This is a genomic window from Pseudomonas sp. KH_040, from assembly GCF_057839305.1.
In genome coordinates this window covers 5,811,462-5,837,814 of record NZ_CM174487.1, presented here as the reverse complement: position 1 = coordinate 5,837,814, position 26,353 = coordinate 5,811,462, and the positions used below count along the sequence as shown (strand labels likewise).

Annotated in this window: 24 protein-coding genes; 13 read left to right on the top strand and 11 right to left on the bottom strand. The window is 60.6% G+C overall.

Annotation, left to right across the window (positions count from 1 at the left end):
• Window positions 1–75: 75 nt before the first annotated feature.
• The gene (hrpB, locus tag AC3IUF_RS25995; protein WP_489279690.1) at window positions 76–2,595 is read left to right on the top strand and encodes an ATP-dependent helicase HrpB; all 2,520 of its coding nucleotides are present in this window, start codon (window positions 76–78) and stop codon (window positions 2,593–2,595) included.
• Window positions 2,596–2,706: 111 nt separating this feature from the next.
• Here the strand turns inward: hrpB and AC3IUF_RS25990 are convergent, their stop codons facing one another.
• A complete protein-coding gene (locus tag AC3IUF_RS25990) occupies window positions 2,707–3,621 on the bottom strand; it encodes a LysR family transcriptional regulator (protein WP_489279689.1) in 915 nt (304 codons plus the stop codon).
• Window positions 3,622–3,842: 221 nt separating this feature from the next.
• Between AC3IUF_RS25990 and AC3IUF_RS25985 the strand changes: the two genes are divergently transcribed.
• From AC3IUF_RS25985 to AC3IUF_RS25970, 4 genes are all read left to right on the top strand, one after another.
• The gene (locus tag AC3IUF_RS25985) at window positions 3,843–5,333 is read left to right on the top strand and encodes an aldehyde dehydrogenase (RefSeq protein WP_489279687.1); all 1,491 of its coding nucleotides are present in this window, start codon (window positions 3,843–3,845) and stop codon (window positions 5,331–5,333) included.
• A 445-nt stretch (window positions 5,334–5,778) separates the two neighbouring features.
• Window positions 5,779–6,765: an ABC transporter substrate-binding protein gene (locus AC3IUF_RS25980; RefSeq protein WP_489279685.1), complete on the top strand. Its 987-nt coding sequence runs from the start codon at window positions 5,779–5,781 to the stop codon at window positions 6,763–6,765.
• A 10-nt stretch (window positions 6,766–6,775) separates the two neighbouring features.
• Window positions 6,776–7,579, top strand: a complete 804-nt coding sequence (locus AC3IUF_RS25975) for an ABC transporter permease (protein ID WP_123375883.1) — start codon at window positions 6,776–6,778, stop codon at window positions 7,577–7,579.
• Window positions 7,567–8,403, top strand: a complete 837-nt coding sequence (locus AC3IUF_RS25970) for an ABC transporter ATP-binding protein (protein ID WP_007909677.1) — start codon at window positions 7,567–7,569, stop codon at window positions 8,401–8,403. Before AC3IUF_RS25975 ends, AC3IUF_RS25970 begins: the two co-directional genes overlap by 13 nt.
• A gap of 49 nt (window positions 8,404–8,452) precedes the next feature.
• On the opposite strand, the gene AC3IUF_RS25965 is transcribed toward AC3IUF_RS25970, so the two are convergent.
• The 3 genes from AC3IUF_RS25965 to AC3IUF_RS25955 all read right to left on the bottom strand — a co-directional run bounded on the left by AC3IUF_RS25965 (window position 8,453) and on the right by AC3IUF_RS25955 (window position 11,253).
• Window positions 8,453–9,373, bottom strand: coding sequence for a WaaS/CpsH family glycosyltransferase (locus AC3IUF_RS25965; RefSeq protein ID WP_489279684.1), 921 nt, complete (start codon window positions 9,371–9,373; stop codon window positions 8,453–8,455).
• Window positions 9,374–9,424: 51 nt separating this feature from the next.
• Window positions 9,425–10,504: an endonuclease/exonuclease/phosphatase family protein gene (locus tag AC3IUF_RS25960; RefSeq protein ID WP_095114043.1), complete on the bottom strand. Its 1,080-nt coding sequence runs from the start codon at window positions 10,502–10,504 to the stop codon at window positions 9,425–9,427.
• 74 nt (window positions 10,505–10,578) lie between these two features.
• Window positions 10,579–11,253, bottom strand: coding sequence for a YciC family protein (locus AC3IUF_RS25955; protein WP_007909682.1), 675 nt, complete (start codon window positions 11,251–11,253; stop codon window positions 10,579–10,581).
• A 178-nt stretch (window positions 11,254–11,431) separates the two neighbouring features.
• Between AC3IUF_RS25955 and AC3IUF_RS25950 the strand changes: the two genes are divergently transcribed.
• The 3 genes from AC3IUF_RS25950 (at window position 11,432) to AC3IUF_RS25940 (ending at window position 13,455) form a co-directional block, all read left to right on the top strand.
• Complete coding sequence (locus AC3IUF_RS25950; protein ID WP_007909684.1) at window positions 11,432–12,190, top strand: DUF2076 domain-containing protein; 759 nt, start codon at window positions 11,432–11,434, stop codon at window positions 12,188–12,190.
• Between the two features lie 138 nt (window positions 12,191–12,328).
• Window positions 12,329–12,808, top strand: coding sequence for a LabA-like NYN domain-containing protein (locus tag AC3IUF_RS25945; RefSeq protein WP_007949802.1), 480 nt, complete (start codon window positions 12,329–12,331; stop codon window positions 12,806–12,808).
• Window positions 12,809–12,849: 41 nt separating this feature from the next.
• Window positions 12,850–13,455, top strand: coding sequence for a 3'-5' exonuclease (locus AC3IUF_RS25940; protein ID WP_007909701.1), 606 nt, complete (start codon window positions 12,850–12,852; stop codon window positions 13,453–13,455).
• Between the two features lie 130 nt (window positions 13,456–13,585).
• Here the strand turns inward: AC3IUF_RS25940 and AC3IUF_RS25935 are convergent, their stop codons facing one another.
• Window positions 13,586–14,041, bottom strand: a complete 456-nt coding sequence (locus tag AC3IUF_RS25935) for an Lrp/AsnC family transcriptional regulator (protein WP_489279681.1) — start codon at window positions 14,039–14,041, stop codon at window positions 13,586–13,588.
• 162 nt (window positions 14,042–14,203) lie between these two features.
• Here AC3IUF_RS25935 and yedA point away from each other — a divergent pair, with 162 nt between their 5' ends.
• Window positions 14,204–15,139 carry a drug/metabolite exporter YedA gene (yedA, locus tag AC3IUF_RS25930; protein WP_095114045.1) on the top strand — a complete coding sequence of 312 codons (936 nt, stop codon included), beginning with the start codon at window positions 14,204–14,206 and terminating at the stop codon, window positions 15,137–15,139.
• A 52-nt stretch (window positions 15,140–15,191) separates the two neighbouring features.
• Window positions 15,192–16,526 (top strand): RNA helicase RhlE1, encoded by a 1,335-nt coding sequence (rhlE1, locus tag AC3IUF_RS25925; RefSeq protein WP_212550834.1) that lies wholly within the window; start codon window positions 15,192–15,194, stop codon window positions 16,524–16,526.
• A gap of 298 nt (window positions 16,527–16,824) precedes the next feature.
• Here rhlE1 and AC3IUF_RS25920 read toward each other — a convergent pair whose 3' ends face one another.
• Window positions 16,825–18,072: a TIGR03862 family flavoprotein gene (locus AC3IUF_RS25920; protein ID WP_489279679.1), complete on the bottom strand. Its 1,248-nt coding sequence runs from the start codon at window positions 18,070–18,072 to the stop codon at window positions 16,825–16,827.
• A 280-nt stretch (window positions 18,073–18,352) separates the two neighbouring features.
• Window positions 18,353–19,273 (bottom strand): histone deacetylase family protein, encoded by a 921-nt coding sequence (locus AC3IUF_RS25915; protein WP_463399843.1) that lies wholly within the window; start codon window positions 19,271–19,273, stop codon window positions 18,353–18,355.
• 81 nt (window positions 19,274–19,354) lie between these two features.
• Here AC3IUF_RS25915 and AC3IUF_RS25910 point away from each other — a divergent pair, with 81 nt between their 5' ends.
• The 3 genes from AC3IUF_RS25910 (at window position 19,355) to AC3IUF_RS25900 (ending at window position 21,493) form a co-directional block, all read left to right on the top strand.
• A complete protein-coding gene (locus AC3IUF_RS25910) occupies window positions 19,355–19,924 on the top strand; it encodes a GNAT family N-acetyltransferase (protein ID WP_038361818.1) in 570 nt (189 codons plus the stop codon).
• Between the two features lie 109 nt (window positions 19,925–20,033).
• Window positions 20,034–20,903 carry an acyl-CoA thioesterase II gene (gene tesB / locus AC3IUF_RS25905; protein ID WP_003228466.1) on the top strand — a complete coding sequence of 290 codons (870 nt, stop codon included), beginning with the start codon at window positions 20,034–20,036 and terminating at the stop codon, window positions 20,901–20,903.
• Window positions 20,900–21,493, top strand: coding sequence for an HAD family hydrolase (locus tag AC3IUF_RS25900; RefSeq protein ID WP_007909708.1), 594 nt, complete (start codon window positions 20,900–20,902; stop codon window positions 21,491–21,493). The genes tesB and AC3IUF_RS25900 overlap by 4 nt, the downstream gene beginning before the upstream one ends.
• A 114-nt stretch (window positions 21,494–21,607) precedes the next feature.
• On the opposite strand, the gene AC3IUF_RS25895 is transcribed toward AC3IUF_RS25900, so the two are convergent.
• The 4 genes from AC3IUF_RS25895 to AC3IUF_RS25880 all read right to left on the bottom strand — a co-directional run bounded on the left by AC3IUF_RS25895 (window position 21,608) and on the right by AC3IUF_RS25880 (window position 26,195).
• Window positions 21,608–22,558 carry an alpha/beta hydrolase family protein gene (locus AC3IUF_RS25895; RefSeq protein ID WP_042704932.1) on the bottom strand — a complete coding sequence of 317 codons (951 nt, stop codon included), beginning with the start codon at window positions 22,556–22,558 and terminating at the stop codon, window positions 21,608–21,610.
• Window positions 22,559–23,446, bottom strand: coding sequence for a KPN_02809 family neutral zinc metallopeptidase (ypfJ, locus tag AC3IUF_RS25890; protein ID WP_489279676.1), 888 nt, complete (start codon window positions 23,444–23,446; stop codon window positions 22,559–22,561).
• A gap of 192 nt (window positions 23,447–23,638) precedes the next feature.
• Window positions 23,639–24,472 (bottom strand): aldo/keto reductase, encoded by an 834-nt coding sequence (locus AC3IUF_RS25885; protein ID WP_489279675.1) that lies wholly within the window; start codon window positions 24,470–24,472, stop codon window positions 23,639–23,641.
• Window positions 24,456–26,195: an FAD-dependent oxidoreductase gene (locus AC3IUF_RS25880; protein ID WP_414916756.1), complete on the bottom strand. Its 1,740-nt coding sequence runs from the start codon at window positions 26,193–26,195 to the stop codon at window positions 24,456–24,458. The genes AC3IUF_RS25885 and AC3IUF_RS25880 overlap by 17 nt, the downstream gene beginning before the upstream one ends.
• Window positions 26,196–26,353 lie beyond the last annotated feature (158 nt).

Below are 26,353 nucleotides of genomic sequence, written 5' to 3'. Positions count from 1 at the left end.
CGTCGTGTGAAGTTAAGACCCTGACGAACGCCCGCCAGTTCGCCGTTATACTCGGGCCTCTGTTTTGGAGCCAGCATGAATTCTTTGCCAATCGATGACGTTTTACCCGCTCTGCGTGAAGCCTTGGCGACGCGCCACGAAGCCGTGCTCGAAGCACCGCCCGGCGCCGGTAAAACCACCCGTGTGCCCTTGGCCTTGCTCAATGAAGCGTGGCTGGCCGGGCAGACCATTCTGATGCTCGAGCCGCGCCGTCTCGCCGCGCGTGCGGCGGCGGAACGTCTGGCCAGTGAGCTGGGCGAGAAGGTCGGTGAAACCGTCGGTTATCGCATCCGTCTCGACAGCAAGGTCGGCCCCAATACGCGTATCGAAGTGGTCACCGAAGGCATTCTCACCCGGCGTCTGCAGGATGACCCGGCGCTGGAAGGCGTGGGCCTGCTGATCTTCGACGAATTCCACGAACGCAGCCTCGACGCCGATCTGGCGCTGGCCTTAAGTCTGAACGGTCGTGAGCTGTTCCGAGCTGAACAGCCGCTGAAGATTTTGCTGATGTCGGCCACGCTCGAAGGCGAGCGTCTGGCCGGGTTGCTGGACGACGCGCCGATCCTGCGCAGCGAAGGCCGCATGTATCCGGTGACGATGCGCTGGGGCCGTCCGTTTCAGCCCGGCGAATACATTGATCAACGCGTCACCCAAACCGTGCTTGAAGCGCTGCACGACGAAACCGGCAGCCTGTTGGTGTTTCTGCCGGGGCAGGCGGAAATCCGGCGCGTTCATCAACAATTGGTCGACTCGATTGGTGAGCGCAGCGATGTGTTGCTCTGCCCGTTGCACGGTGAACTCGACCTCAATGCGCAACGTGCGGCGATCGATCCGGCGCCGGCCGGGCAGCGCAAAGTGGTGCTGGCGACCAATATCGCCGAGACCAGTCTGACCATCAACGGTGTGCGCGTAGTCATCGACGCCGGGCTGGCGCGGGTGCCGCGTTTCGATCCCGGCAGCGGCATGACGCGTCTCGATACCCAGCGGATTTCCAAGGCCAGTGCCACTCAGCGCGCGGGCCGGGCGGGGCGACTGGAACCGGGTGTTTGTTATCGCTTGTGGTCGCAGGATCAGCACGAACAATTGGCAGCGTATGGCAGCGCGGAAATTCTTTCGGCGGATCTTGCCAGCCTCGCCCTGCAACTGGGGCGCTGGGGCGTGACGCCGGGCGAACTGGTCTGGCTGGATGTCCCGCCAGCGGCGGCTTATACGCAGGCGCAGGATTTGTTGCAAAGGCTTGGCGCGCTGGAAGGTGAGGCGCTGACCACTCATGGTCAGGCCATGGCTGAGTTGCCGGCGCATCCACGCATCGGCCATTTGCTGCTGCGGGGGCAAGCGTTGGGTCTGGCCAACATGGCGTGCGATGTCGCCGCGTTGCTCGGCGAGCGCGATATCTTGCGTGGCGCCGGGGCCGATCTGCACAGTCGGCTGGTACTGCTCTCGGGTGAAGAACGTGCGGCTCGAGGTGCGCAGGGTGGTGTGCAGCGCGCCAAGCAACTGGCGCGGCAATATCGCGGTTACTTGCGCGGCAAGGCCAGCGAGCCGGTCAGCGATCCCGATCATCCGCGTTGGCTCGGCGCCTTGCTGGCGCTGGCGTATCCGGATCGCGTCGCGCAACAGCGGCGTGCCGGTGGCGCCGAATATCGTCTGGCCAACGGTCGCGCGGCGTTGTTCGCCGAAGCCGACAGCCTGATGAAAGAGCCGTGGATCGTCATTGCCGACCTCGGCAGCCGTCAGGGCCAGCGCGAAGAGCGGATTTATCTGGCGGCAGATTTCGATCCGGCGCTGTTCGATTCAGTGCTCGCCGAACAGGTACGCAACGTCGATCAACTGGACTGGGACGAGCGCGAAGGCGTGTTGCGCGCCGAGCGTCAGCGCAAGGTCGGCGAGCTGATTCTCAGCCGTGAGCCGTTGACCGGTCTCGATGAAAATGCGCGCAGTCAGGCGCTGGTCAATCTGGTGCGGCGCAAGGGGCTGGAGCTGCTGCCGTGGACGCCGGAGCTGCGCCAGTGGCAGGCGCGCGTGGCGTTGTTGCGGCAGTTGGAATTGAACAATCAGGACGACAGTCAATGGCCGGATGTCAGCGATGCGACGTTGCTCGATACCCTCGAAGACTGGCTGATGCCGTATCTGGGCAAGGTCTCGCGACTCAGTCATTTTGCCAATCTCGATCTGTCGAGCATCGTCCGCAATCTGCTGCCATGGCCGCTGCCGCAAAAGCTCGATGAGCTGGCGCCGCATCATCTGAGTGTGCCGTCGGGGTCGTCGATTCGTCTGGACTACAGCGAGTTTCCACCGATTCTGGCTGTGCGTTTGCAGGAGTTGTTCGGGCTGGCGGACACGCCTCGGATTGCGGGCGGGCGGCAGGTGGTCAAGTTGCATCTGCTGTCGCCGGCGCGGCGGCCGGTGCAGGTGACGCAGGATTTGGCCAACTTCTGGCGCAGCACCTATGCCGAGGTGAAGAAGGATTTGAAGGGCCGCTATCCGAAGCACTATTGGCCGGATGATCCGCTGGTGGCCGAAGCGACCGCGCGAGCCAAACCGCGCGGGACCTGAAGAGCAAAAGATCGCAGCCTTCGGCAGCTCCTACCGAATTGAAGTCGGCCACAAAATGACGGTACGACACCGACATACTGTAGGAGCTGCCGCAGGCTGCGATCTTTGCTGTTAAAGGTGAGTCTTTGCGGTCAGTTGTTCGCGGCAATAATCGGCGAACAACTGCGCCGGTTTGGTCAGTTGCCCGCGCTTGAGCCATGCCGCGACCAAACCCGAACCGGTGACATCTTCGACGATGTCCACGCACACGACTTTCTTGCCGTCGTAGGTGCATTCCGAATGCGGTTTGGTCACCAGAATCGAGAAGCCGAAACCCTGGCCGACCATCCCGCGTACCATTTCAATCGACGGCGAGCTGAACTCGATGCGCGGCGTCAGCCCCAGTTCTTCAAACAGGCTGACGAAGTAAGTCCGGCTCGGCTGCACGTCGAGCAGGATCATCGGATCCAGACACAGATCGCGCAGCGACACTTGTTTGTATTGGGCAAAACGGTGGTCGGCGGGCAACAGCGCATACGGGCGTTGCGCCGGCATCAGCGGTTCGGTCTGGATGGTCGCGTCGAGTTCGTGTTCATAAAGAATCACCAGATCGAACGTGCCTGACGTCAGGCCTTGCACCAGCTCTTGCTGTTCACCGTCGCGAATGCGGATTTTCACGCCCGGATACAACGCCGAGAACCCGGCGATCAACTGCGGCAGGTACAACGGCGCGACCGTTTCGAAACAACCAATATCGATCTGCCCGGCGACTACGTCGTTGTCGGCGAGGGCGTTCTGTTCGAACTCCTTGGCCATGCGCAGCAACTCTTGGGCCTTGCGAAAAAACCGCGCACCGCTTGGCGTCAGTGACACACCTTGGGCGTGATGACGGATCAGCAGTTGCACACCGAAGCTGTCTTCCAGTCCTTTGATCGCGGTGGAAATCGCCGGCTGCGCGATGTACAGCTTGCGTGAAGCCTCGGCAACGCTGCCGCATTCGACGGTGGTGATGAAATACTTCAGCTGACGCAAATTGTAGGCGGCCACGGCAAACCTCAGGACGAGCGGACTCGACTTCAAAGCAATTTGTGCGCCGCCACGTCCATTGCACGACGATGTTTTTATCCTTCAACCATAGCCATCTGCACAGCGTTTGGGGGAAGTCATTGCCCAGTGTTTTTATTGCCTGCGAAGACATTTTTACTATTTTTAGCCCGTGCGGGCCTGAGCGACCATCGAGGCACAATAACGCCTCAGGAGCATCCGTCGTGTTCGAGCTTGCAGAGTGGCAGCGCCGCGCCGTTGCATTGAAGTTTCCCGATCAGGCCGTGATCGACGGCAAACATTGCGCTGCGCAATCGGGGCAGACCTTTGCCGCGATCAACCCGGCGACCGGGCAATGCCTGGCGAATGTCGCTGCGTGTGGCGAAGAGGATGTGGACGCGGCGGTGCGCAATGCGCGTCAGGTGTTCGAGGCTGGCACCTGGTCGCAACGATCTCCAGCCGAGCGCAAGCAAGTGCTGCTGCGCTTGGCTGATCTGCTGATGAGTCATCGCGAAGAGCTGGCCTTGCTTGACTCGCTGAACATGGGCAAACCGGTGATGGACGCTTACAACATCGACGTGCCGGGCGCCGCCGGGGTGTTTCGCTGGTACGCCGAAAGCATCGACAAACTTTACGATCAGGTCGCGCCAAGTGCGCCGAATGTGCTGGCGACCATCACCCGTGAAGCACTCGGTGTAGTCGCTGCTGTGGTGCCGTGGAATTTCCCATTGGACATGGCCGCGTGGAAACTCGCCCCGGCGCTGGCGGCGGGCAATTCGGTGATTTTAAAACCGGCCGAGCAATCGCCGTTTTCGGCCTTGCGTCTGGCTGAGCTGGCGCTGGAAGCGGGGCTGCCAGCGGGTGCGCTGAACGTGTTGCCGGGGCTTGGCGAACAGACCGGCAAGGCGTTGGGTTTGCACGCGGATGTCGATTGCCTGGTGTTCACCGGCTCGACGCAGGTGGGTAAATACTTCATGGAATATTCAGCTCGATCCAACCTCAAACAGGTGTGGCTGGAATGCGGTGGCAAGAGCGCCAATCTGGTGTTCGCCGATTGTCAGAATCTGGATCTGGCGGCGGAGAAAGCGGCGTTCGGGATCTTCTTCAATCAGGGCGAAGTCTGCTCGGCCAATTCGCGCTTGCTGGTGGAGCGTTCGATTCATGATGAGTTCGTGGAACGGCTGAAAGCACAGGCTGAACGGTGGTTGCCCGGTGATCCGCTGGATCCGCAGAGCAGCGCTGGCGCCATCGTTGATCACAGGCAGACGGCGGGCATCATGCACTTCATTCGCAACGCCGAGCAGTCGGGGGCGACCCGGGTTTGTGGCGGTGGGCAGCGGCGCTTCAATGGCTCTGACAACTTCATTGAACCGACGATTTTCACCGGTATAACCGCCGACATGCCGCTGTTTCGCGAAGAGGTATTCGGGCCAGTGCTGGCGGTGATGCCGTTCGATGATGAGGCCGAGGCTATTCGGCTGGCCAATGACAGTGTGTATGGACTGGCGGCGTCGTTGTGGACCGATGACCTCAACCGCGCGCATCGTGTGGCGCGGCAGTTGCGAGCGGGTACGGTGTCGGTCAACACTGTGGATGCGCTGGATGTGACGGTGCCTTTCGGCGGCGGCAAGCAATCGGGCTTTGGCCGCGATTTGTCGCTGCACTCGTTCGACAAATACACCCAGTTGAAAACCACCTGGTTCCAGTTGCGCTGAGACCGAGTTGCCCCCTTCGCGAGCTTGCTCGCGAATGCGGTGGGTCAGCAGCATGGATATTGACTGCTTCGGCACCATCGCTGGCAAGCCAGCTCCCACAGGTTTCAGCGTTGTTCACACAATCCAGGCACATCCACGATCCCTGTGGGAGCTGGCTTGCCAGCGATAGCATTCTCCCAGCCGCCGAAAATCCCCAATCTGCACCCACCTCGCGCATCCCCGCAATCCCCGCCCTTTAGCAGTGCGCACTACCCAGTTTTTTCATCATTTGCAGCCAACAATTTCCTGATTTTCCTCACCGCGCACATGGGCCACCATCGATCTTGCCCGCCAGCCGAATGTTGTCCGCCCAAACGTCCGCGAGAGACCCATGGCAGCAACTGCACAACGGCCGGCGACCGTACTGCCCATGACAAAACTAAATCAACAGCGTCGGGAGTGCTCCATGATCAAGTCCTTGTGTCTCCGTCTCACTCACCCTCTGGCAATCACTGCTCTTGCCGCCACGGTCGCGACCAGCGCCCAGGCCGGGACCCTGTCCATCGGCCACACCACGTGGGTCGGCTACGGCACCCTGTATCTGGCTCAGGACCTGGGCTACTTCAAGGAAAACGGTCTGAACGTCGAATTGCCGGTGGTCGAAGAGGCGTCGATGTACATGGCCGCGCAGGCGTCCGGGCAACTGTCCGGCTCGGCGTCGACCATCGATGAAGTGCTCAAATACCGCCCGCAGTTCTGCTTCAAAGCAGTCGCGGCGTTGGATGACAGCCATGGCGGCGATGGCGTGCTGGTCGGCAAGGATGTGAAAAGCCTGCAAGAGCTCAAGGGCAAATCCGTGGCCGTCAACGAAGGTTCGACCTCGCAGTTCTGGCTCTCCTATTTGCTGAAAAAGAACGGCATGAAGATGAGCGACATCACCGTGCAGAACATGACCGCTGATGATGCCGCCACCGCGTTCATCGCCGGTCGCGTGCCCGCTGCCGTCACGTGGGAGCCGCATCTGTCGATGGTGCGCGACAAGCAGCAGGGCAAAGTGCTGATCGACAGCAGCAGCACCCCCGGCGTGATCGTCGATGTGGTCGCGCTCAATTGCAGCGTTATCGAGAAGCAGCCGGAAGACGTCAAGGCTTTGGTCGCCGGGTTGTACAAAGCCGTGCAATACACCAAGGATCATCCGGAAGACGCTTACAAAATCATGGCCAAAGGTGTCGGCGGTTACCTGTCCGATCCGAAGGAACTGGCCGCCGCCGCGCAAGGCGTGCGTTTCTACGATCAAGCCATGAGCGAGAAGCTCTTGGGCTCACCGGGCAAACCGGGTGACAGCGCAGCGCTGATCAAACTGGCCAACGAAACCGCCAGCGAATTGCAGGGCAAACCTTACAACGTCAGCAACGACGAGCTGGTCGACAACCGTTTCGTCAGCCCGCTCTAGGAGGTGTGCAATGTTCAAGCGCAATTCGTGGCTGAGCCGCAGCCTCACGCCAAAAACCGCGTTGCCGGTGCAAGTGGTGTGGAGCGCCAGCGCTCTGGCCTGGGTGTTGTTGGTCGGCCTGTGGGCCGGGCTGTCTTACGGCGGCATCGTCCCAGGGATGTTTTTGCCGACGCCGGGCGCGGTGGTTGAAGCCGCCGTGCGCCTGGGCCGCGACGGCACACTCGGCACACATGTGTGGGCGAGTGTCGAAGTGGTGATGGTCGGCTTCATCGTGTCGTCGTTGGTGGCGGTGCCGTTGGGGTTGCTGATGGGCAGCTTTCGCATCGTTCAGGCGTTCCTTGAACCGCTGGTGAACTTCATTCGTTACCTGCCGGTGACCTCGTTTGTGCCGCTGTTCATCTTGTGGATCGGCATCGGTCTGGAGCAGCGCGTGTCGGTGATTATCTTCGGTGTGTTCTTTCAGCAGTTGGTGATGATCGCCGACGTCTCGAAAGGCATTTCCAAGGACCTGATCAACGCCTCCTACACCTTGGGTTCCAGTCGCCGCGATGCGGTGTTGCATGTGATCGCGCCGGCCTCGGTGCCGGGCGTGCTCGATACCCTACGGGTAACTATGGGCTGGGCCTGGACTTATCTGGTGGTGGCTGAACTGGTCGCCGCGTCCAGCGGTTTGGGTTACCTGAGCCTGAAGGCCATGCGCGGTTTTCAGGTTGACGTGATTTTCCTCGCCATCGCGATCATCGGCCTGCTCGGTCTGGTCACCGATCAACTGTTCCGTTTTCTCCGCCTGAGGGTTGCCGCATGGGCTCAGTGACTGCTGCCAATCATCGTTTTATCGAACCCGTTGCGACCCCGGCACAAGCCGCGCCGCGCTTGCAGGTGGACAAGGTCAGCCTGCGTTACAGGAAACCTGACGGCGGCACGTTTACCGCGCTGGAAGAAGTTTCGTTCGAGGTGCCGGATCAGCAGTTTGCCGTGCTGGTCGGGCCATCGGGTTGTGGCAAGTCGAGCCTGTTGTACCTGACCGCCGGTCTGGCTGAGCCGACCTCCGGTGAGATCTACGTCGGCGGCCAGCAAGTGCAAGGCCCCGGGGCGGATCGCGGCATGGTCTTTCAGAGTTACACGCTGTTCCCGTGGCTGACCGTGCGGCAGAACGTCGAGTTCGGCCTCAAACGCCGCGGCATGCCGGCGGCGCGGCGCAAGGAGATCGTCGATTATTACGTCAACGAAGTCGGCCTCGGCGGGTTCGCCGACAACTACGCCAAGCAACTGTCGGGCGGGATGATGCAGCGCGTGGCGATCGCCCGCGCACTGGCCAATGATCCGCAGATTCTACTGATGGACGAACCGTTCGGTGCGCTCGATAGCCAGACACGTCTGCAGATGCAGCAGTTGTTGCTGCGGGTGTGGGGCAACAGCAAGAAGACCGTGTTGTTCGTCACCCATGACATCGACGAAGCCATTCTGCTCGGCGATCGGGTCTATGTGATGGGCGCGAAACCGGGGCGGATCAAGCAGATTCTCGACGTGCCAATCGAACGTCCGCGCTCGCTCGACATGGTCATGGAGCGCTCGTTCATTGACATGAAGCGGCAGATCTTCGGGTTGCTGCATGATGACCTGGAAGAAGTGCATTGATCCAACGGTCATGTCACCTGGCCATTGTGGGGCAGCCGGCGATGTGATTTCACTGCTGGGCAAACACGGTTCTGACCCAGCCCTGCAGGGTGTATTGCTGGTAGATGTGTTCAGGCACATCGACATACGGATCAGTAATGAACCGTTCAGGAATCACCGGGTTGGCCTCATCAATGACCAGGATGTTCGCCGGGTTGTAAAAGTCATAGTCGACCACGCTCTTGTTGGTGGTGATGACTTTTTTTCGTGAAGCCATGGCTTCAAAGAAACGGAAGCTCAACCCGGCCTGGCCAGGCTTGGAAATGTCCAGAATGATGCGCGAGCGCTTTACCAGTTCGCCAACAGACGCCAGTGACATTCTCTGCTCGAAGAACGTGATACCCGGATGCGCGCCCGGGATCGGTTTGCACTGCACCAGAAACTTGTAATCGGTCACCCCGAGACGATCGAATGCCTGCGCCAGGCCTTCAAGTGCCGGCACCCGATCCTTGCCCGCCATTACCACAAACGCCGAGTATTCACCGGGTTCGCCGTCTGCGGTGTAGTCGTCGTAAATGAAGTTGTGGAGCTTTTTCAGGCCGTAGCTTTCAGCATTCTGCGGGTCGAAAGAAAACACCTCGTCATAACCGGCAAGTTCTTCCCGGGTCATCGGCCAGCGACTGAAACTGTCGTAGAGGTAGGCGATCTTGCGCTCGCTGGCATTGAGGCCGGCGGTCAGTTGCTTGGGCTCGATTTGCGCCGGGTTGATGATCAACGCAACGTCAAAGCGCCCTGAGGCACCGATACTCTTCTTGAACTGGCGTAACTGCGCCCAGCGTTTAAGCGGGCGGCGCAGGATCTTCGGCGCTCGATCAAAGCTGTTCTGCATCGCTGACGTATCGATGAAACACACGTCATTGTCGATCATCAGGTAGTCCGCCAGTTTGCGCGCGTAACCACCAATGTCCTTGCACACCAATAAGATTTTCATGAGATTCCATATCGTCAATTCGGGCGACGGGTCGATGCTCCTCGGCCCTGCCTAGGGCGCCGCCGGCAGCAGGAAGCGCGCAATCACCGGCAGATGATCGGAGATGCGCAGCGTATCGTCCTGGCGCACCCTCGCTTCCACCCGTTTGATCTTCGGGCTGTAAAACAGATAGTCGACCGTGCGATCCGGGCCATTCAGGCCGGGGTCGTTGGGGTAGTGGGTCAGCCACTGCGCACGGTCGATGCCGCTGGCTTCGTTGTTGGTCGGGATCATCGGGTACTTGTCCCACAGCAGATGCAGTTCGCTGTCGGCGGAGTAGGGCGTGCGCTGCTCGGCAGGCAGGCGGCGGAACTGGCCGAGCGGCAGCAGATTGAAATCGCCACCGATCAACCATGGCAGGCCCTGACTTTCGTACTTGTCGAGCACTTTGGCCACGGCGCTCACTTGCGCCTGCAACGTGTCATCGGGCTGGCTGGCACGCTCCAGATGGGTATTGAAAACGGTCAGTTGCCCACCATCGCTCAGGGGCAGTTTGGTCGCGAGCAGGGCGTCTTTTGGCTGGAATTGACGGCTGATGAAATTGGCCGCAGCAACCGGCAATTGCAGGCGTTCGGCGTGTTCGATGCGATAGCGGCTCAGGGTTGCCAGTTGCCGGCCGACGCTGCCGAAAACGTGTCGATCAGGGACGAAATCGGCTTTCCAGTCGAATGCGCTGGCGCTGCACGGGTACAGGTCGGCGACGCGTTCCTGCAACAGTTTTAGCTGGTTCTGATAGTCGCTGGCCTTGGCGCCGTCATCGAGCTCCTGCAACAGCACCACATCGGGCTGCTCGTCGCGGATCACCCGCGCCACTTCGTCGAGGCTGAAGGCCATGTCTTCCTGTGTCGGCGCTTCATCGTTGCCCTGGGCCAGATCATTCCAGAACACGTAACGCTTGCCGGCCAGATACTGCACGTTCCAGGTCATGACTTTCAGCGCCTGGCCCGGCACCAGCGTCGGTGGCGTTCCCGTGCAACTGACTGGCAGGGTTTCGCGGGCGTCCGGGCGCCAGGTCAGGCTGAAGATCAGCGCGCCAATCAGCACAAGGGCGAGCACAGAAAGAAACAGGGTGTAGCGCAGTAGACGGGTCATGGCTCGGCTTATAGCGTTACAGAAAGTGGCCCGAGCATACCTGACGGCCGTCTCGAAGCCCAAGCGCAGTGCTGTCAGACCACTCTGTCGCGTTTGTCAGGCAATTCGCTGATCAGCATGAACAGGCGGAACAACACCACGCTGGTGAACAGTTGCAGGAAGCTGTGAGCACTGTCGATCAGTACCGCAATCAGCGGATTCTGCGGCTCGGGGTACACCGCCAATGTCGCGCCTTTGAGCAACCACAGTGGCGTCATCACACAGAGAATGCACAGCAGGATCCGCCAGAAGTGTCCACGGGTCAGGCGCAGGCTTTCTTTCATCGCCTGCAAAGGCCCCATGCCGCGCAGCACCAACAGGTATTCGCCGAACGCGAGCATGACCATCAGCATCAGGCCTGGCAGGAAATACAGCGACAGGCCCAACAGAATCAGCAAGGTATTGAGCGCCGTGAGCAACGCGAAGCGCGGCCACAGAGTGGCGGCCATTGCCAGCAGGTCACGGTTGCGCGGCGCTTCGCCACGGCTGCGCGCATCGAGGAACAGGATCAGCGCTGCGGTGTACAGCGGATACACCAGCAGACCGACGACGATACTGATCGCCGAGATATTTTCCGGCCCGCTGGCGCGATCGACCACTTGTTGTAAAAACGCTTCGAAAATCACCAGCGGCAGGCACAACCGTACGATGCTGCCCAAATGGCGTTTGAAAAAATACAGAGAGTCGCGCAGCACTTCGAGGGCATTCATCAGTCGGTATCGCAGGTCGAAAACAGTGGCTCACTTTAACCGATGATGGCTGGCGCGACACAAACGTAAACATTCGGTAAAGGTCATTGAAACGTTTTGTCACCGTCTCCATTACAGGAGAGCACCTCGGCCAATGTGGACGAGGGCAATGTTATCCCCGGCAATCTACGAGGTCGCCATGAACAGCGAAGAGCAAACCCTGATCGATGGACTGTTTTCCCGGCTGCAACAGGCCGAAACGGAGGCAGCCCCGCGCGATGCCCAGGCTGAGGCGCGGATCAAGGAACACCTGACCCGCCAGCCAGCGGCAGGTTATTTCATGACCCAGGCGATTCTGGTGCAAGAGGCGGCGCTCAAAAGCCTCGATGAGCAGAACAAGCAACTGACTCAACAGGTCCAGCAGTTGCAGGCTGAACTGCAATCGGCCAAAGCGCAGAGTGCCGCACCGGCGCCGAGCGGTGGTGGCGGTTTCCTGTCGAGCATTTTTGGTGGCAGCCCGCGTCCGGCGCCGACCCAGAGCGCCGCCCCGGCGTCCACTGGCGGTTGGCGTGAGCCGGCACCGCAGCAGAACTTCGGTGCTCCTGCGCCACAACAGAACTTCGGCGCAGCGCCGCCTAACTATGCGCAGCAAGCCGCTCCGGCGGCCGGCAGCAGCTTCCTCGGCGGCGCCTTGAAAACCGCCGCCGGTGTGGCCGGTGGCGTGATGCTGGCGCAGGGCATCAGCAGCTTGTTCCATCACAATCAGCAACCGGAAGAAATCGTTGAAGTGATCAAGGAAGAGCCGGCGCAGGTCGCCGACCAGAGCAGCAACGGCTGGGGCGATGATCAGCGTGTGGCCGATAACGGCTTCTCAGGCAATGACCAGGGCGGCTTCACCGACACCGACTACGGCAACGACAATTCCTCGTTCTTTGATGACGACGATTCCTTCGTCTGACTCACCATTCGTCCGGAGCCCTTGAGGGCTCCGGGCCGATTATTCGCGGAACCCTCCTGATGGCTGGCATACTGAGCGCCTTTTTCGGGCCTGGCGCCTGATCCCGCTTCGTGCGCTTGCGCGCCCACAGGAACTCCGGTGAAAAAAATCGCAGTGTTCGCCGACGTGCAGAACCTCTACTACACCGTGCGTCAGGCCTATGGTTGTCACTTCAACTACGCCGCATTGTGGGCAGACATCAGCAAGGACGGACAGATCGTCGAGGCCTACGCCTACGCGATCGACCGTGGCGACAGCAAGCAGCAGCAGTTCCAGCAGATCCTGCGCAACCTCGGCTTCACCGTGAAACTCAAACCCTACATCCAGCGCAGCGACGGCTCGGCCAAGGGCGACTGGGACGTGGGCATCACCCTCGACATCATGGACGCCGCCGACCACGTCGACGAAATTGTCCTGGCCTCCGGTGACGGCGATTTCGACATGCTGCTCGAACGCATTATCAGCAAACACGGCGTGCAAGCGGTCGCCTACGGCGTGCCCGGCCTGACCGCCAACTCGCTGATCCGCGCCGCCAGCCGTTACGTGCCGATCGAAGGCGCGCTGCTGCTGAAAAATTGAGCGGCTACTGAAGAATTGATTTGTACGGAGTTGAACCCGGTTTGGAACGCATTGCAGTCATCGACTTTGAAACCACCGGCCTGTCGCCGAACAGCAGCTGCCGCGCCACGGAAATCGCCGTGGTCATGCTGGAGAACGGCCGCATCGTCGAGCGTTACCAGAGCCTGATGAACGCCGGCGTCCGCGTTCCGGCGTTTATCGAGCAACTGACCGGCATCAGCAACGCCATGCTGCGCACCGCGCCGCCGGCGGAGCGGGTGATGGAAGAGGTCAATGAGTTTGTCGGCTGCACGCCGCTGGTAGCGCACAACGCATCCTTCGACCAGAAGTTCTGGGATTTTGAACTGGGGCGGATCAAGCGCACGCGGTTGCAGAACTTTGCCTGCTCGTTGCTGCTGGCACGGCGGTTGATGCCGGCGGCGCCGAACCACAAGCTCGGTACGCTCACCACGTTTGCGCGCCTGCCGCACACGGGGCAGGCTCACCGGGCCATGGCCGATGCCGAGATGGCGGCCAATCTGATGGCGCATCTGGCTGATGAGTTGCGGCACAAGCACGGCGTCAGCGAGCTATCGCATGACCTGCTGTGCAAACTGCAGAAAGTCCCCGCCGCCAAAGTCAGCGAGCACCTGCAGCGCTATCGCTGATCCCAAGCCCAACACAGACCCCCTGTAGGAGTGAGCCTGCTCGCGATGACGGTGTGTCAGTCAACATTCGTTTCGACTGACGCGCCGCTATCGCGAGCAGGCTCACTCCTACAGGGAGGAATCATCATCCTCAGGATTTGCCGCTGCCTTCGATCTGGCCGAGTGGCACGCGCTTTTCGATGGCGCTCGACAGCACAATCGAGGTCTTGCTGAAACCAAACTTCGCCACGCGATTGATCAACTCCTCCAGCTCCGTCATCGATCCCACCGCAGCCTTCATCATCACGCACGGATCACCTGTCACTCGAAAGCATTCGGTCAGTTGCGGGATTTTCACCAGTTCGTCGTAAACCTTCTGACTGCCGTTCTGGTGCAGGCGCAATTCGATCATGCACTGGATCGGCAGGCCGATTTTCGACAGGTCAATTTTCGCCTCATAGCCGGTGATCACGCCCGATGCCTCAAGCTTGGCCACGCGCTCGGCAACTGCCGGGGCGGAGAGGTTAACTTTGCGCGCCAGATCGGCGTAGGACGCACGGCCGTTTTCCAACAGGGCGCTGAGCAGCATGCGGTCGTATTTATCCAAGGCCGGACTCCTGAAAATGCCAGACTTTCGAAATCACGGCTTAAGCCGTCGATCTCCGTTCTTTCCAAAGTGTACCGGCGCTATAAACAGGTTTTGTAACTTATTTTTAGTCGTGGGCCTTTCTAGAATAATCCATCCCCTGCCCAGACTTTCGAGCTGCCCATGCCTGCCTTGCGCCGTTTTTCCTTGCCGCTGATCGCCGCGTTTTTTGCGTTGTATGTGATTTGGGGATCGACCTATCTGGTGATCCGCATCGGCGTCGAGTACTGGCCACCGCTGATGCTCGGCGGTGTGCGCTTTGTGATCGCGGGTACGTTGATGTATGCCTTTCTGCGCTGGCGCGGGGCACCGGCGCCGACCTGGGCGCAGTGGAAAGCGGCGGGGATCATCGGGATTTTGCTGTTGAGTTTTGGTAATGGCGCGGTGAGTGTGGCTGAGCACACCGGTGTGGCCTCCGGCGTGGCGGCGTTGGCGGTGGCAACGGTGCCATTGTTCACCTTGCTCTGTGGATATTTCTGGGGCGCGCGCAATACCCGTCTGGAGTGGGCCGGGGTGGCGTTGGGGATTATCGGTATCGCCATGCTCAACATGGGTTCCAACCTGCAATCGAGTCCGCTGGGCGCGGCGTTGCTGATTTTCGCAGCGGCGACCTGGGCGTTCGGTTCGGTATGGAGCAAGCATCTGCCATTGCCGCAGGGGGCGATGGCCAGTGCGGTGGAAATGCTCGTTGGCGGTGTGGTGCTGCTGATTGGTAGCGCCGTCAGTGGTGAACACCTGCAAGCTGTGCCGCCGATTGAAGGCTGGCTGGCGCTGGCGTACCTGATCTTCTTCGGCTCGATCATCGCCTTCAACTCTTATATGTACCTGCTCAAGCACGTGCGTCCGGCGGCGGCGACCAGTTATGCCTACGTCAACCCGGCGGTGGCGGTGTTGCTGGGGATCGTGTTCGTTGGCGAGACCATCGGCATCGAAGAAGCGCTGGCGATGCTGGTGATCATCAGCGCCGTAGTGTTGATTGGCTTGCCACAGTGGCGCCGGCCAGCACAGCCGCCAGTCGTGGCGCCGACAGCCGTTCCCACAGAAACGCGTACGAATTAGGGTAAACTGCGCGGCATTGCATGCCTGCGTCATTTTTTCCTACGGTACTTCCATGACTTTCGCCACCCTTGGCCTGATCGAACCCTTGCTGCGCTCCCTCGAGAAGCTCGGCTACCAGACCCCGACGCCGGTTCAGGCGCAAGCCATTCCGGCCGTGCTGGCCGGTCGTGACCTGATGGCAGCGGCGCAGACCGGCACCGGCAAAACCGCCGGTTTCGCCTTGCCGCTGCTGCAGTTGCTGGCCATGGAAGGGCCGAAAGTCGCCGCCAATTCGGTGCGCGCGCTGATTCTGGTGCCGACCCGTGAGCTGGCCGAACAAGTCCACGAAGCCGTGCGCCAGTACGCCGAAAACCTGCCGTTGCGCACGTACGCGGTGTACGGCGGCGTCAGCATCAACCCGCAAATGATGAAGCTGCGCGGCGGCGTCGATCTGCTGGTGGCGACGCCGGGCCGTCTGCTCGACCTGTTCCGCCAGAAGGCGCTGAAATTCAATCAGCTGCAAACCCTGGTGCTCGACGAAGCCGATCGCATGCTCGATCTGGGCTTCTCCGAAGAACTGTCGAACATCTACCGCGCACTGCCGAAGAAACGTCAGACGCTGCTGTTCTCCGCGACCTTCTCCGATGACATCCGCCTGCTGGCCGGGCAGATGCTCGACGATCCGCTGACCGTCGAGGTCAGCCCGCGCAACGTGGCTGCCAACACGGTCAAGCAGTGGATCGTGACGGTGGACAAGAAGCGCAAGGCTGAGCTGTTCGTGCACTTGATGCGCAAGAACAAGTGGAAGCAGGTGCTGGTGTTCGCCAAGACCCGCAACGGTGTGGATGCGCTGGTGGAAAAACTTCAGGGCCTTGGTGTGAATGCTGACGGTATCCATGGTGATAAACCGCAGGCAACCCGTCAGCGAGCGCTGGATCGTTTCAAGCTCAGTGAAGTGCAGATTCTGGTTGCGACTGATGTAGCGGCGCGGGGGCTGGATATCGAAGATCTGCCGTTGGTGATCAACTTCGATCTGCCGATCGTGGCTGAGGATTACATTCACCGTATTGGCCGTACCGGCCGTGCTGGCGCAACCGGTGAGGCGATTTCGCTGGTGTGTGCGGATGAAGTGAACATGTTGTCGGCGATTGAAATGCTGACACGGCAGACCTTGAAGCGTCAGAACGAGCCGGATTTCGAACCTGAGCACCGCGTGCCGGACACCGACGCCAGCGGTCAGGTGATCAAGAAGCCGAAAAAACCGAAGAAGCCGAAAGCTTCGGGTGGTGGCAAGCGCAATCTGGGTAAGTGGGTCGATAGCGGCGAGACGCAGGCGCCGGAGCCTTCGGTCAAGCCTGTGCGTAAAGTGCCGGTGTTTAACACTGGACCGCGCAAGCGTAAGCCTTAAGGTCAAAAGCCCCTCACCCTAACCCTCTCCCCAAGGGAGAGGGGACTGATTGGGGGATGCTCGCGAAGTACGCCGACTTGATCCTATGGCTGTGAATCCATAATCGACAAAGCTTTCGCCTGACACCTAGGTCGTCTGACCAAATCCATAATCGACTCGGTGTTTCAGGTCGATGTATGGCGCCAGACACCTCGGTCGGTTGACCAAATCGATAATCGACTCGGTGGTTCAGGTCGATGTATGGCGTCAGACACCTCACCCCAGCCCTCTCCTTCTGGGAGAGGGCTGGGGTGAGGGTTCAGGCAGACGCCTCGGACTTGAACCACTGCACAATCCCCAACCCTGCCGCCCGCCCGCTGGCAAAACACCCCGTCAGCAAATACCCGCCCGTCGGTGCTTCCCAATCCAGCATCTCCCCCGCGCAGAACACCCCCGGCAACGCCTTGAGCATCAAACGCTCATCCATCGCCTCGAACGTCACGCCACCAGCGCTGCTGATCGCTTCGTCCAGCGGACGGGTTTTCACCAAGGTCAGCGGCAACGCCTTGATCGCCCGCGCCAATAGCGCCGGATCGGCGAAAGTCGCAGCATCGGTCAGCTCACGCAGCAATGCCGCTTTCACCCCATCAATCCCGACCTGACTGTGCAAATGCTTGGCCATCGAACGCGAACCGCGAGGCTTGCTCAACGCTGCCTGCAATTTATCCACAGGCCGGCCGGGCAGCAGATCGATGTGAACGGTCGCTGCGCCGTACTGATTGATCGCCTCACGAATCGGCGCCGACAGCGCATAAATCAAACTGCCCTCAATGCCGGTCGCGGTGATCACGCATTCGCCCAAGCGTGGAGTGTCATCGTTCAAACCGATGGCGATATTTTTCAGCGGTGCGCCGGCGAATTTGCTGACCATCAACTCGCTCCAAGCCTGCACCTCGAAGCCACAATTACTTGGCTGCAACGGCGCCAGTCCTACACCGCGTTGCTCCAGCGGCAGCATCCAGGCACCGTCGGAACCGAGGCGCGACCAACTGCCGCCGCCGAGGGCGAGCAGGGTGGCGTCGGGTTTGACGGTGATTTCACCTTCCGGGCTGTCGATGCGCAGCGCGCCGTGTTCATCCCAGCCGAGCCAGCGATGGCGGGTGTGGATAACTACGCCGCTGTCGCGTAAGCGTTTGAGCCAGGCACGCAACAGTGGCGCGGCTTTCATGTCGGTGGGAAACACGCGGCCGGAGCTGCCGATGAAGGTTTCGATGCCCAGATCGTGAATCCATGTGCACAACGCATCGGCGTCGAAGCTGCGCAACAACGGCGCGATCTGCGGCGCGCGTTCGGCGTAGCGCGAGAGGAATGCCGGGTAGGCTTCGGAGTGGGTGATGTTCATGCCGCCGACGCCGGCGAGCAGGAATTTTCGGCCCACCGAGGGCATGCCGTCGTAGAGATCGACGCGGATTCCGGCCTGGCTCAGCACTTCAGCGGCCATCAGGCCGGCGGGGCCACCGCCGATGATGGCGACGTGAGCGGGGGAGGAGGCGGAAGTCTGGGTCATGGCATGCGCTGCGGTATGGCGGGATAAGGCGCGCATTCTAACAGCGCGGATCTCTTGTAGGAGTGAGCCTGCTCGCGATAGAGGTGTGTCAGCCAAATTAATGTTGAAGGTGCTGACGCATCGCGAGCAGGCTCACTCCTACAGGGATTTGAGGTGGCCTTGAGTTGTTGGTTGAAAAGTGATCAGTGCTCTGTAGGCCCTGTCGGATATGGCCTGTAGTCCCTTTCACTCAGGTTATCCACAGGCCGTTCCACAGCGATTGTGGGTAACGCAGCACAACTCAATGACAACCGTGTGACTGCCAGACCCGTTGCGCGCTGTGATGCAGGATGCCGTGGCGGCGGGCGAGGGCGTGGCGATCCTTGCTGTAGCCGCCGCCGATCACGCCCATCACCGGAATGTCGCGGCCCAGGCAATGGCGCATCACGCTTTCATCGCGGGCGGCGACGCCTTCGTCGGTCAACTGTAGATAGCCGAGGGCGTCGTCCTTGTGTACATCGACGCCGGCGTCGTACAGCACCAGATCCGGTTGATAAAGCGGCAGCAAATAGTTGAGCGTGTCGTCGACCACCTTCAAATAATCGCCATCGCCCATGCCTTTGGGCAGCGGAATATCCCAGTCACTTTCCGCTTTGCGTGCAGGAAAATTCTTCTCGCAGTGCAGGGAAACGGTAATCGCCTCCGGCGTGTCATGCAGGATTCGCGCGGTGCCGTCGCCCTGATGCACATCGCAGTCGAAAATCAGCACGCGGTTGACCCGGCCGCTTTGCAGCAGGTAATGGCTGATGATCGCCAGGTCATTGAAAATGCAGAAGCCCGCCGGGTAATCGTAATGCGCATGATGGGTGCCTCCGGCCAAGTGGCAGGCGAGGCCATGCTCAAGGGCTTTTTCCGCCGCCAGTATCGAACCGCCGACGGCCCGCACCGTACGCCGTGCCAACGCTTCGTTCCAAGGCAGGCCGAGGCGCCGCTGGTCTTCGCGGGACAACTCGCCGCTCATGTAGCGTTCGATATACGCACGGTCATGGGCCAGGGCGAGGATGTCGTTGGGGCAGATCTCCGGGCGCAGCAGGTCGGCATCGCGGGTCAGACCGCTGTCGACCAGGTGATCGCGCAGCAGGCGAAACTTGTCCATCGGGAAGCGGTGATCCGCCGGAAACTCGGGGCTGTAGTCTTCGTGGTAGATCAGCGGCAGTGGCATGGCGGTTTCATGTAGGAACGTAGGAAAGAGTGAAGGATCCTACCAGCGATGTAGACTTGCGGCATGGAAACGGAGGGCACGATGGAGCCGATACTGGAACTTGAAAGCGCGCGCTTGCTGATGCGTCAGTGGCAGGACGAGGATTTGCCGGCATTTGCCGCGATGTGCGCCGATCCTCAAGTGATGCGTTATTTTCCGGCCCCGTTGAGCCGACTGGAAAGCGCTTCAATGATCGGCCGCGTGCGCGGGCATTTTGCCGAGCACGGTTTCGGCTTGTGGGCGCTGGAGCGCAAGGACAGCGGCGAATTCATCGGTTTCACCGGGCTCGGCGTGGTCGGTTTCGACGCGCCGTTCACCCCAGCAGTGGAAATCGGCTGGCGCCTGGCCAAGGAACATTGGGGCCTGGGTTATGCCAGCGAAGCGGCATGGACAGCTCTACGCTGCGGCTTTGATCGCTTGGCCTTGAAGGAAATCGTCTCCTTCACCGCGCAATCCAATCTGCCGTCGGAGAAAGTCATGCAGGCGATCGGCATGCATCACGCCCCGGACGATGATTTCGATCACCCCAAGCTTGCCGTCGATCATCCGTTGCGCCGGCATGTGCTCTACCGCATCACCCGCGAACAATGGCTGCAAACCTTGCATGGATAAGCCGACACGGACGTTTACAATGGCCGCCATATCATTGGCCCGCGCCAGAATCTGAATCGGCCGCCGCAGCCAAGACTGCGCGGCATAGCTTTGTGTGAGGAGAGTCTGAATGAGCCAAGTGTTGGAAGATCTGGTTGACCTGCTGACCCTGGAACCGATCGAAGAAAACCTGTTCCGTGGCCGCAGCCAGGATCTGGGTTTCCGTCAGTTGTTCGGTGGCCAGGTGCTCGGCCAGTCGCTGTCGGCGGCCAGTCAGACCGTTGAAGAGGCGCGCCATGTGCATTCGATGCACGGTTATTTCCTGCGTCCGGGCGATGCCAAGTTGCCGGTGGTCTACTCGGTTGATCGCGTGCGCGATGGCGGCAGCTTCAGCACTCGTCGGGTCACGGCGATCCAGAAGGGCCATCCGATCTTCACTTGCAGTGCTTCGTTTCAGTACGACGAAGCAGGCTTTGAGCACCAGAGCCAGATGCCGGTGGTGGTCGGTCCGGAAAACCTGCCGTCGGAGCTGGAATTGACCCAGCAACGCGCGCACCTGATCCCGGAACACATGCGTGAAAAACTGCTGTGCCCGAAGCCGATCGAAGTGCGCCCAGTCACCGAAAAAGACCCGTACAACCCGCAACCGGCGGATCCGGTGAAGTACGTGTGGTTCCGTGCTGACGGTGCGTTGGCCGACATTCCGGCCCTGCACAAATACCTGTTGGCCTACGCCTCGGACTTCGGCTTGCTGACCACGTCGATGCTGCCCCACGGCAAGTCGGTCTGGCAGAAAGACATGCAGGTCGCCAGCCTCGATCACGCGCTGTGGTTCCACAACGATCTGCGCGCCGATGACTGGTTGCTCTATGCGATGGACAGCCCGTGGGCCGGCAATTCCCGTGGTTTCTCCCGTGGCAGCGTGTACAACCGCGCCGGGCAATTGGTGGCTTCGGTGACGCAGGAAGGCTTGATCCGCCATCGCAAGGATTGGGCATGAGCCTGAAGGATGTGAAGCACTGGGTGTTCGACATGGACGGTACGCTGACCGTCGCCGTACATGATTTTGCAGCGATTCGCGTGGCGCTGGCGATTCCGCCGCAGGACGACATCCTCACTCATCTTGCGGCATTGCCGGCGGATGAGGCAGCAGCGAAACATGCCTGGTTGTTGGAGCACGAGCGCGATCTGGCGCTGGGTTCGACCCCGGCCAACGGGGCGGTAGAGCTGGTGCGTGATCTGCACGCACGCGGTTATCGCCTCGGCATTCTGACCCGCAATGCGCGGGAACTGGCACATGTGACGCTGGAGGCCATTGGTTTGGCTGACTGTTTTGCGGTGGACGATGTGTTGGGCCGTGATGAAGCACCGCCGAAGCCGCATCCGGGTGGTTTGCTGAAACTGGCAGACGCTTGGGACGTGCCGGCGAGTGAGCTGGTGATGGTCGGTGATTACCGCTTTGATCTGGATTGCGGCCGCGCGGCGGGCGCGCGGACAGTGCTGGTGAATCTGCCGGAAAACCCGTGGCCGGAGCTGACCGATTGGCATGCGAAGGATTGTGTCGAGTTGCGGCGGATGCTGCTGGCCTGAAATCTTGGCTGCTTTAGCGGGCCTCATCGCGAGCAGGCTCACTCCTACAATTGAATGCGTTCCCCTGTAGGAGTGAGCCTGCTCGCGATGGCGTCAGATCAATCAGCACAAAACTTATTCGAACAACGCCTTCTGCCCCTCCGGCGAGGTCAGCATTCCATCTCCGTTATGCCCAACCCCGGGCACTTCAACCAACCGCTGATTCACCCCTTCCGGATGGCGACGCAGCAAATAGCCGAAGTAAAACTTGCCACGCTCCAGGCGATACGCCCCTTGCGCTTCGGCTTCACAACGCTTGTCCAACGCCGGATGGTTAGGATCGGTGTCCTGCTGCCCAAGCAGATAAATCACCTCGCGTTTGACGTAACCGCTCTCAAGCTGCAACGGCGTTTGCCCACCGGCGTACACCGGCATGTCCGACAGACCGTACTTCCAGCGATTGAAACCCGCGCACTTGGCGTGATCGAACGCCACCGGCCGTTGCTCATTGAAATACGCATAGGACGACGGATTGGCCACCACATAACGCAAGCGAATGCCGTTGGCCTTCAGCGCTGGCTGATCCTTGGCGAGCAGGGCATAACGCTGCACCACTTGACCGCCACCGGAATGACCGAAAATCACGATCTGCTTCACGTCCGGAAACTGTTTGCGGTCGCTGATCCGCGCGACGATCTCATCGAGCGCCGCATAGGAACTCAACGGATTCGGTCCTGTGGATAACCCGCCGCCCATCCACTCGTTGCCTTGCCAGCGCAGCAGCGTGGTGGGGAGCGAGTACAGCGCGACATCGCTTTCATTGAGGAACTGCGGCGCAATCACCAGCGTGTGGGGGCTTTGTCCCGCCAGCTCGGCCGCGCTCTCGGCGCTTTTGCGATAGGTCTCGGCGTTGCGCAACCGGCCATGAATGACGATCAGCACACGCTCGATCTTCTCCGGCGCAGGACCAATGCCTACCGCCATTTCCCCGGCCTTGAGTTGCAAACGACCGGGGCTGATCGCATCGACACCTGCGGCGTGCGCGGTGCTGCCAACCATCAGTAACGCTAAAAGCCATTTATGCATTTACAGGTTTTTCGCCGCGAAGGTGTCGCACTGGCCGACCTGGCCCTGTGCGAATCCGGTTTTGAACCAGCGCACCCTTTGCGCCGACGTACCGTGGGTAAACGAGTCCGGCACCACACGGCCCTGACCTTGTTGTTGCAAGCGATCATCACCGATGGCGTTGGCCGCATTCAAGGCTTCTTCGATGTCGCCCGGTTCCAGCCAGTGCAAGCGCTTCTGTGCGCTGTAGGCCCAGACGCCGGCGAGGCAATCGGCCTGCAATTCCTGACGCACCAGCAAACCGCCGTCGCCTTCCATTTGCCGACCTTGCTGGCGGGCTGTCTGAATTTTCGCCGAGACGCCAAGAAGCGTCTGCACATGGTGTCCGACTTCATGCGCGATGACGTAGGCCTGAGCGAAATCGCCGGCAGCCTTGAAGCGTTGCGACATCTCCTGGAAGAACGCCATGTCCAGATAAACCTTCTGGTCCGCCGGGCAATAGAACGGGCCAGTGGCCGAGGTCGCCAGACCGCAGGCGGAATTGACCCGGTTGCTGAACAGCACCAAGGTCGGGTCCTTATATTGCCGGCCAGCCTGCTGGAAAACCGCGCCCCAGGTGTCTTCGGTATCGCCGAGGATCGAGCGGACGAATTCGGCCTGTTCATCATTGGCCGGCGGCGCCTGACGGGTTTGCGAAGTCGGCGCGGCTTGTTGCCCCGATTGCCCGGCGAGCTGACCGAGGATCTGCAGCGGATCCTGCCCGGTGATCCAGCCAATGCCGACAATCAGCAGGATGGCCCCCAGGCTCAGGCCTTTGCCGCCGCCGAAACGCATGCCGCCACCGCCGCCGGCATCATCACCACGGGCATCGACGACGTTGTCACTGCGTCGGCCTTTTTTCCATAGCATGTGGGAATCCTCTGTGTGTATCGGGTGATGATGAGTGTTGCTGCTGTGTGAGTGTGGCGCCAGTCCGGTCGTCCGTCTATTGGCCACACGCAAACAGGCCCGGCCTCGTGCTGACGAGGTCGGGCCTGTTATTGACGATCACCCGCCCTGGGAATTCAATCCCTTGGCGGGTTTCTTTCAGCAGGTCATCGATCAGCGATCAAACGCATCCCACTGCGGTGCGAAATCCGGGCTGACCTGGCGTTGATTTTTCGGCAGTGCGGCAATCAAAGCACGGTCCTCATCGTCCAGTTCGACCTTCAGTGACGCCAGGTTGGCCAGTTGATTGGTCTGGCTGCTGGCCTTGGGAATGGCCGCAACGTTGGGCTGATCGAGCAACCATTTCAGTGCGACCTGCGTCGGCAATACGCCGTGCTTTTTGGCGATCTGTTGAATCTGCGGGATGTCCGAGACCTTGTTGCGTGCCAGTGGGGTGTAGGCCGTCAGTGCCATGTCGTGTTGACGGGCGTAGTCGAGCAGGGCGTTTTGGCCGAGCAGGACGTGGTACTCGACCTGAATCGCTGACAGACCAATCCCATATTCCTCGATGACTTTGCGTAGCAGGGGCAGCGGAAAATTCGCCACGCCGATGTTGCGCGCCAGGCCCTGCTCCTTGAACGATGCCAGCGTCTCGAGGGTGCGCGGCAGATCCCAGTCGGTGGCTGGCCAGTGGATCATGAACAGATCGACGTAGTCGCTGCGCAAAGCGCTAAGGCTGCGGTTCATGGAATGGCGCATCGCGTCGGGTTGCAGCTGATCCCACCAGACCTTGGTGGTGACATGAATCTGTTCGCGCGGTGTCGGCGTATTCGCCAGTGCTTGTCCGACCGCGTCTTCGTTGTTGTAGGCCGCCGCGGTGTCGATATGTCGATAACCCAATTCCAGCGCTTGCTCGACGGCGCGGGTGCATTCGTCGCCGAGCATCGGCCAGGTGCCGAGACCGAGTTTCGGCATGTTCAAACCTTGGGCGTTAACGATGTGCTGCATGGTCGATCTCCTGTTCGAAAGCAGTCATGCCGGCAATGTGCCGGGCGGCGATGTAGCCGAAAGTCAGTGCCGGGCCGAGGTTGATCCCGCCCGCCGGGTAGTGGCCACCCATGATGCTGGCCATGTCGCCGCCCGCTGCGTAGAGGCCGGTGATGGGCTGTTCGTGGGCGTCCAGCACTTGTGCGTGTGGGTTGACCTTGAGCCCGGCAAACGTACCGAAGCAGCCCGGTTGGACTTTTACGGCGTAGTACGGGCCGGTATCTATTGGGGCAACGCAGGGGTTGGGAAGGTTCGCCGGATCACCCTGTTTGCGGTTGTAGGGTGTTGCGCCGCGACCGAACTGCGGGTCTTCGCCGTGACGGGCATGGCGGTTGTAGTTATCCACAGTCTGGCGCAAGCCGCTCGGGTCGATGCCGCAGGCGAGGGCCAATTCTTCAATACTGTTACCGCTTTTCAGATAGCCGCTGCGGATAAATTCTGACACTGGCAGCGGAAATGGCCGCGATATGCCGAGGCCATAACGGCGTTGAAAAGCGTGGGTGCAGATCAGCCATGAGGCGACTTCTTCACCTTCAGGCGCGGCGGCAACCATGGCGCTGACGTAGTCGAAATAGCCGTTGGCTTCGTTGACGAAACGCTGACCGTTGCTGAGCACGCCGATGATGCCGGGTTTGCCGCGCTCGATGATGTGTGGGAAATGGCCGATGCTGCCGTCGGAATGTGGCACTTGCGAAACCGGTGCCCACGCCACGGGCGAAGCCACATCGGTATTGACCCGTGCACCGACGCTTTCGCCCAGGCGCAGGCCATCGCCGTTGATGGCCTGCGGTGGCAGCGCCCAATGCTCGTGACCGGTCGGCGTGCGCGGGAACAGGGCTTTGCGCCGCTCGATGTCATTGGCAAAACCACCGGCGGCGAGTACTACGGCTTTGCGTGCATGAATGCGGATCGGGCCCTTGCGGGTGCTGACCTGCGCGCCCGAGACGCGCGAGCCATCACGCAGCAGTTCCGTTACGGGCGCCGATTCCCAGAGCAGAACGCCAAGGTCTTCGGCGGACTTCGCCAGCCTTGCCACCAGCGCCACGCCGTTGACCAGTTGCATCGCCCGGCCATGCACCGCGAAGTCGAACAAGTGCCGAGTGAATCGTCGCGTCACGTGCCACGCGGCTTTCAGCGAACGGGTCAAGTTGAGGAACGCCGACAGATCTGCGCCCGCCATGATCGGCATGCCCATGAAGGACGTTTCGCGCATGGTCGTGCGAAGTCGCTTGAGCAAGCGTCCGACCTTGCGGCCATCGTAGGGTGCGGCGATCACCGATCGACCACCGGTGCCTGCGCCCGGTGTGTCGCCATGGATGTCGGCGATCGCATTGCCGTCGGCGAATTGCAAGGCAGTGTGCTGTTCGAAAAACGCAACCATGCGTGGCCCGGCTTCCAGGAAAGCGTCGATCATCGCCGGATCGAAATGCTCGCCCAGTTCATGGCGCAAATAGGTGCGCGGTTGTTCGACGTCTTCGATGATGCCGGCGCGACGTGCCAGCGGATTGCACGGCACCCACGCCCAGCCACCCGACCACGCGGTGGCGCCACCGAACACCGAATCCTTTTCGACGACGATGACTTTCAGACCATGCCATGCAGCGGTGACGGCTGCTGACAATCCGGCGGCGCCGGAGCCGATGATTAAGACGTCGCAGTCGATAGCGGGAAGTTCGGCAGGCATCAAACAAGGCTCCAGCATTGGTTTTTTTTGGAATTTGATTCCAGAAAGTAACCATTGCTACCATCGGCCTACAAGCCTTGATACGACAAACCGGGCGGTTATCGAACGCGCAGTTCCGGATTTCGCTTTGCGGTAGATGTCTTCTAGAATCGGCGAAA

Excerpts from the sequence above, each read along its gene's own strand:
- hrpB (WP_489279690.1), top strand. The coding sequence starts at position 76 with ATGAATTCTTTGCCAATCGATGACGTTTTACCCGCTCTGCGTGAAGCC.
- AC3IUF_RS25980 (WP_489279685.1), top strand. The coding sequence starts at position 5,779 with ATGATCAAGTCCTTGTGTCTCCGTCTCACTCACCCTCTGGCAATCACT.
- AC3IUF_RS25975 (WP_123375883.1), top strand. The coding sequence starts at position 6,776 with ATGTTCAAGCGCAATTCGTGGCTGAGCCGCAGCCTCACGCCAAAAACC.
- AC3IUF_RS25970 (WP_007909677.1), top strand. The coding sequence starts at position 7,567 with ATGGGCTCAGTGACTGCTGCCAATCATCGTTTTATCGAACCCGTTGCG.
- AC3IUF_RS25965 (WP_489279684.1), bottom strand. The coding sequence starts at position 9,373 with ATGAAAATCTTATTGGTGTGCAAGGACATTGGTGGTTACGCGCGCAAA.
- AC3IUF_RS25960 (WP_095114043.1), bottom strand. The coding sequence starts at position 10,504 with ATGACCCGTCTACTGCGCTACACCCTGTTTCTTTCTGTGCTCGCCCTT.
- AC3IUF_RS25955 (WP_007909682.1), bottom strand. The coding sequence starts at position 11,253 with ATGAATGCCCTCGAAGTGCTGCGCGACTCTCTGTATTTTTTCAAACGC.
- AC3IUF_RS25950 (WP_007909684.1), top strand. The coding sequence starts at position 11,432 with ATGAACAGCGAAGAGCAAACCCTGATCGATGGACTGTTTTCCCGGCTG.
- yedA (WP_095114045.1), top strand. The coding sequence starts at position 14,204 with ATGCCTGCCTTGCGCCGTTTTTCCTTGCCGCTGATCGCCGCGTTTTTT.
- rhlE1 (WP_212550834.1), top strand. The coding sequence starts at position 15,192 with ATGACTTTCGCCACCCTTGGCCTGATCGAACCCTTGCTGCGCTCCCTC.
- AC3IUF_RS25920 (WP_489279679.1), bottom strand. The coding sequence starts at position 18,072 with ATGACCCAGACTTCCGCCTCCTCCCCCGCTCACGTCGCCATCATCGGC.
- AC3IUF_RS25915 (WP_463399843.1), bottom strand. The coding sequence starts at position 19,273 with ATGCCACTGCCGCTGATCTACCACGAAGACTACAGCCCCGAGTTTCCG.
- AC3IUF_RS25910 (WP_038361818.1), top strand. The coding sequence starts at position 19,355 with ATGGAGCCGATACTGGAACTTGAAAGCGCGCGCTTGCTGATGCGTCAG.
- tesB (WP_003228466.1), top strand. The coding sequence starts at position 20,034 with ATGAGCCAAGTGTTGGAAGATCTGGTTGACCTGCTGACCCTGGAACCG.
- AC3IUF_RS25900 (WP_007909708.1), top strand. The coding sequence starts at position 20,900 with ATGAGCCTGAAGGATGTGAAGCACTGGGTGTTCGACATGGACGGTACG.
- AC3IUF_RS25895 (WP_042704932.1), bottom strand. The coding sequence starts at position 22,558 with ATGCATAAATGGCTTTTAGCGTTACTGATGGTTGGCAGCACCGCGCAC.
- ypfJ (WP_489279676.1), bottom strand. The coding sequence starts at position 23,446 with ATGCTATGGAAAAAAGGCCGACGCAGTGACAACGTCGTCGATGCCCGT.
- AC3IUF_RS25885 (WP_489279675.1), bottom strand. The coding sequence starts at position 24,472 with ATGCAGCACATCGTTAACGCCCAAGGTTTGAACATGCCGAAACTCGGT.
- AC3IUF_RS25880 (WP_414916756.1), bottom strand. The coding sequence starts at position 26,195 with ATGCCTGCCGAACTTCCCGCTATCGACTGCGACGTCTTAATCATCGGC.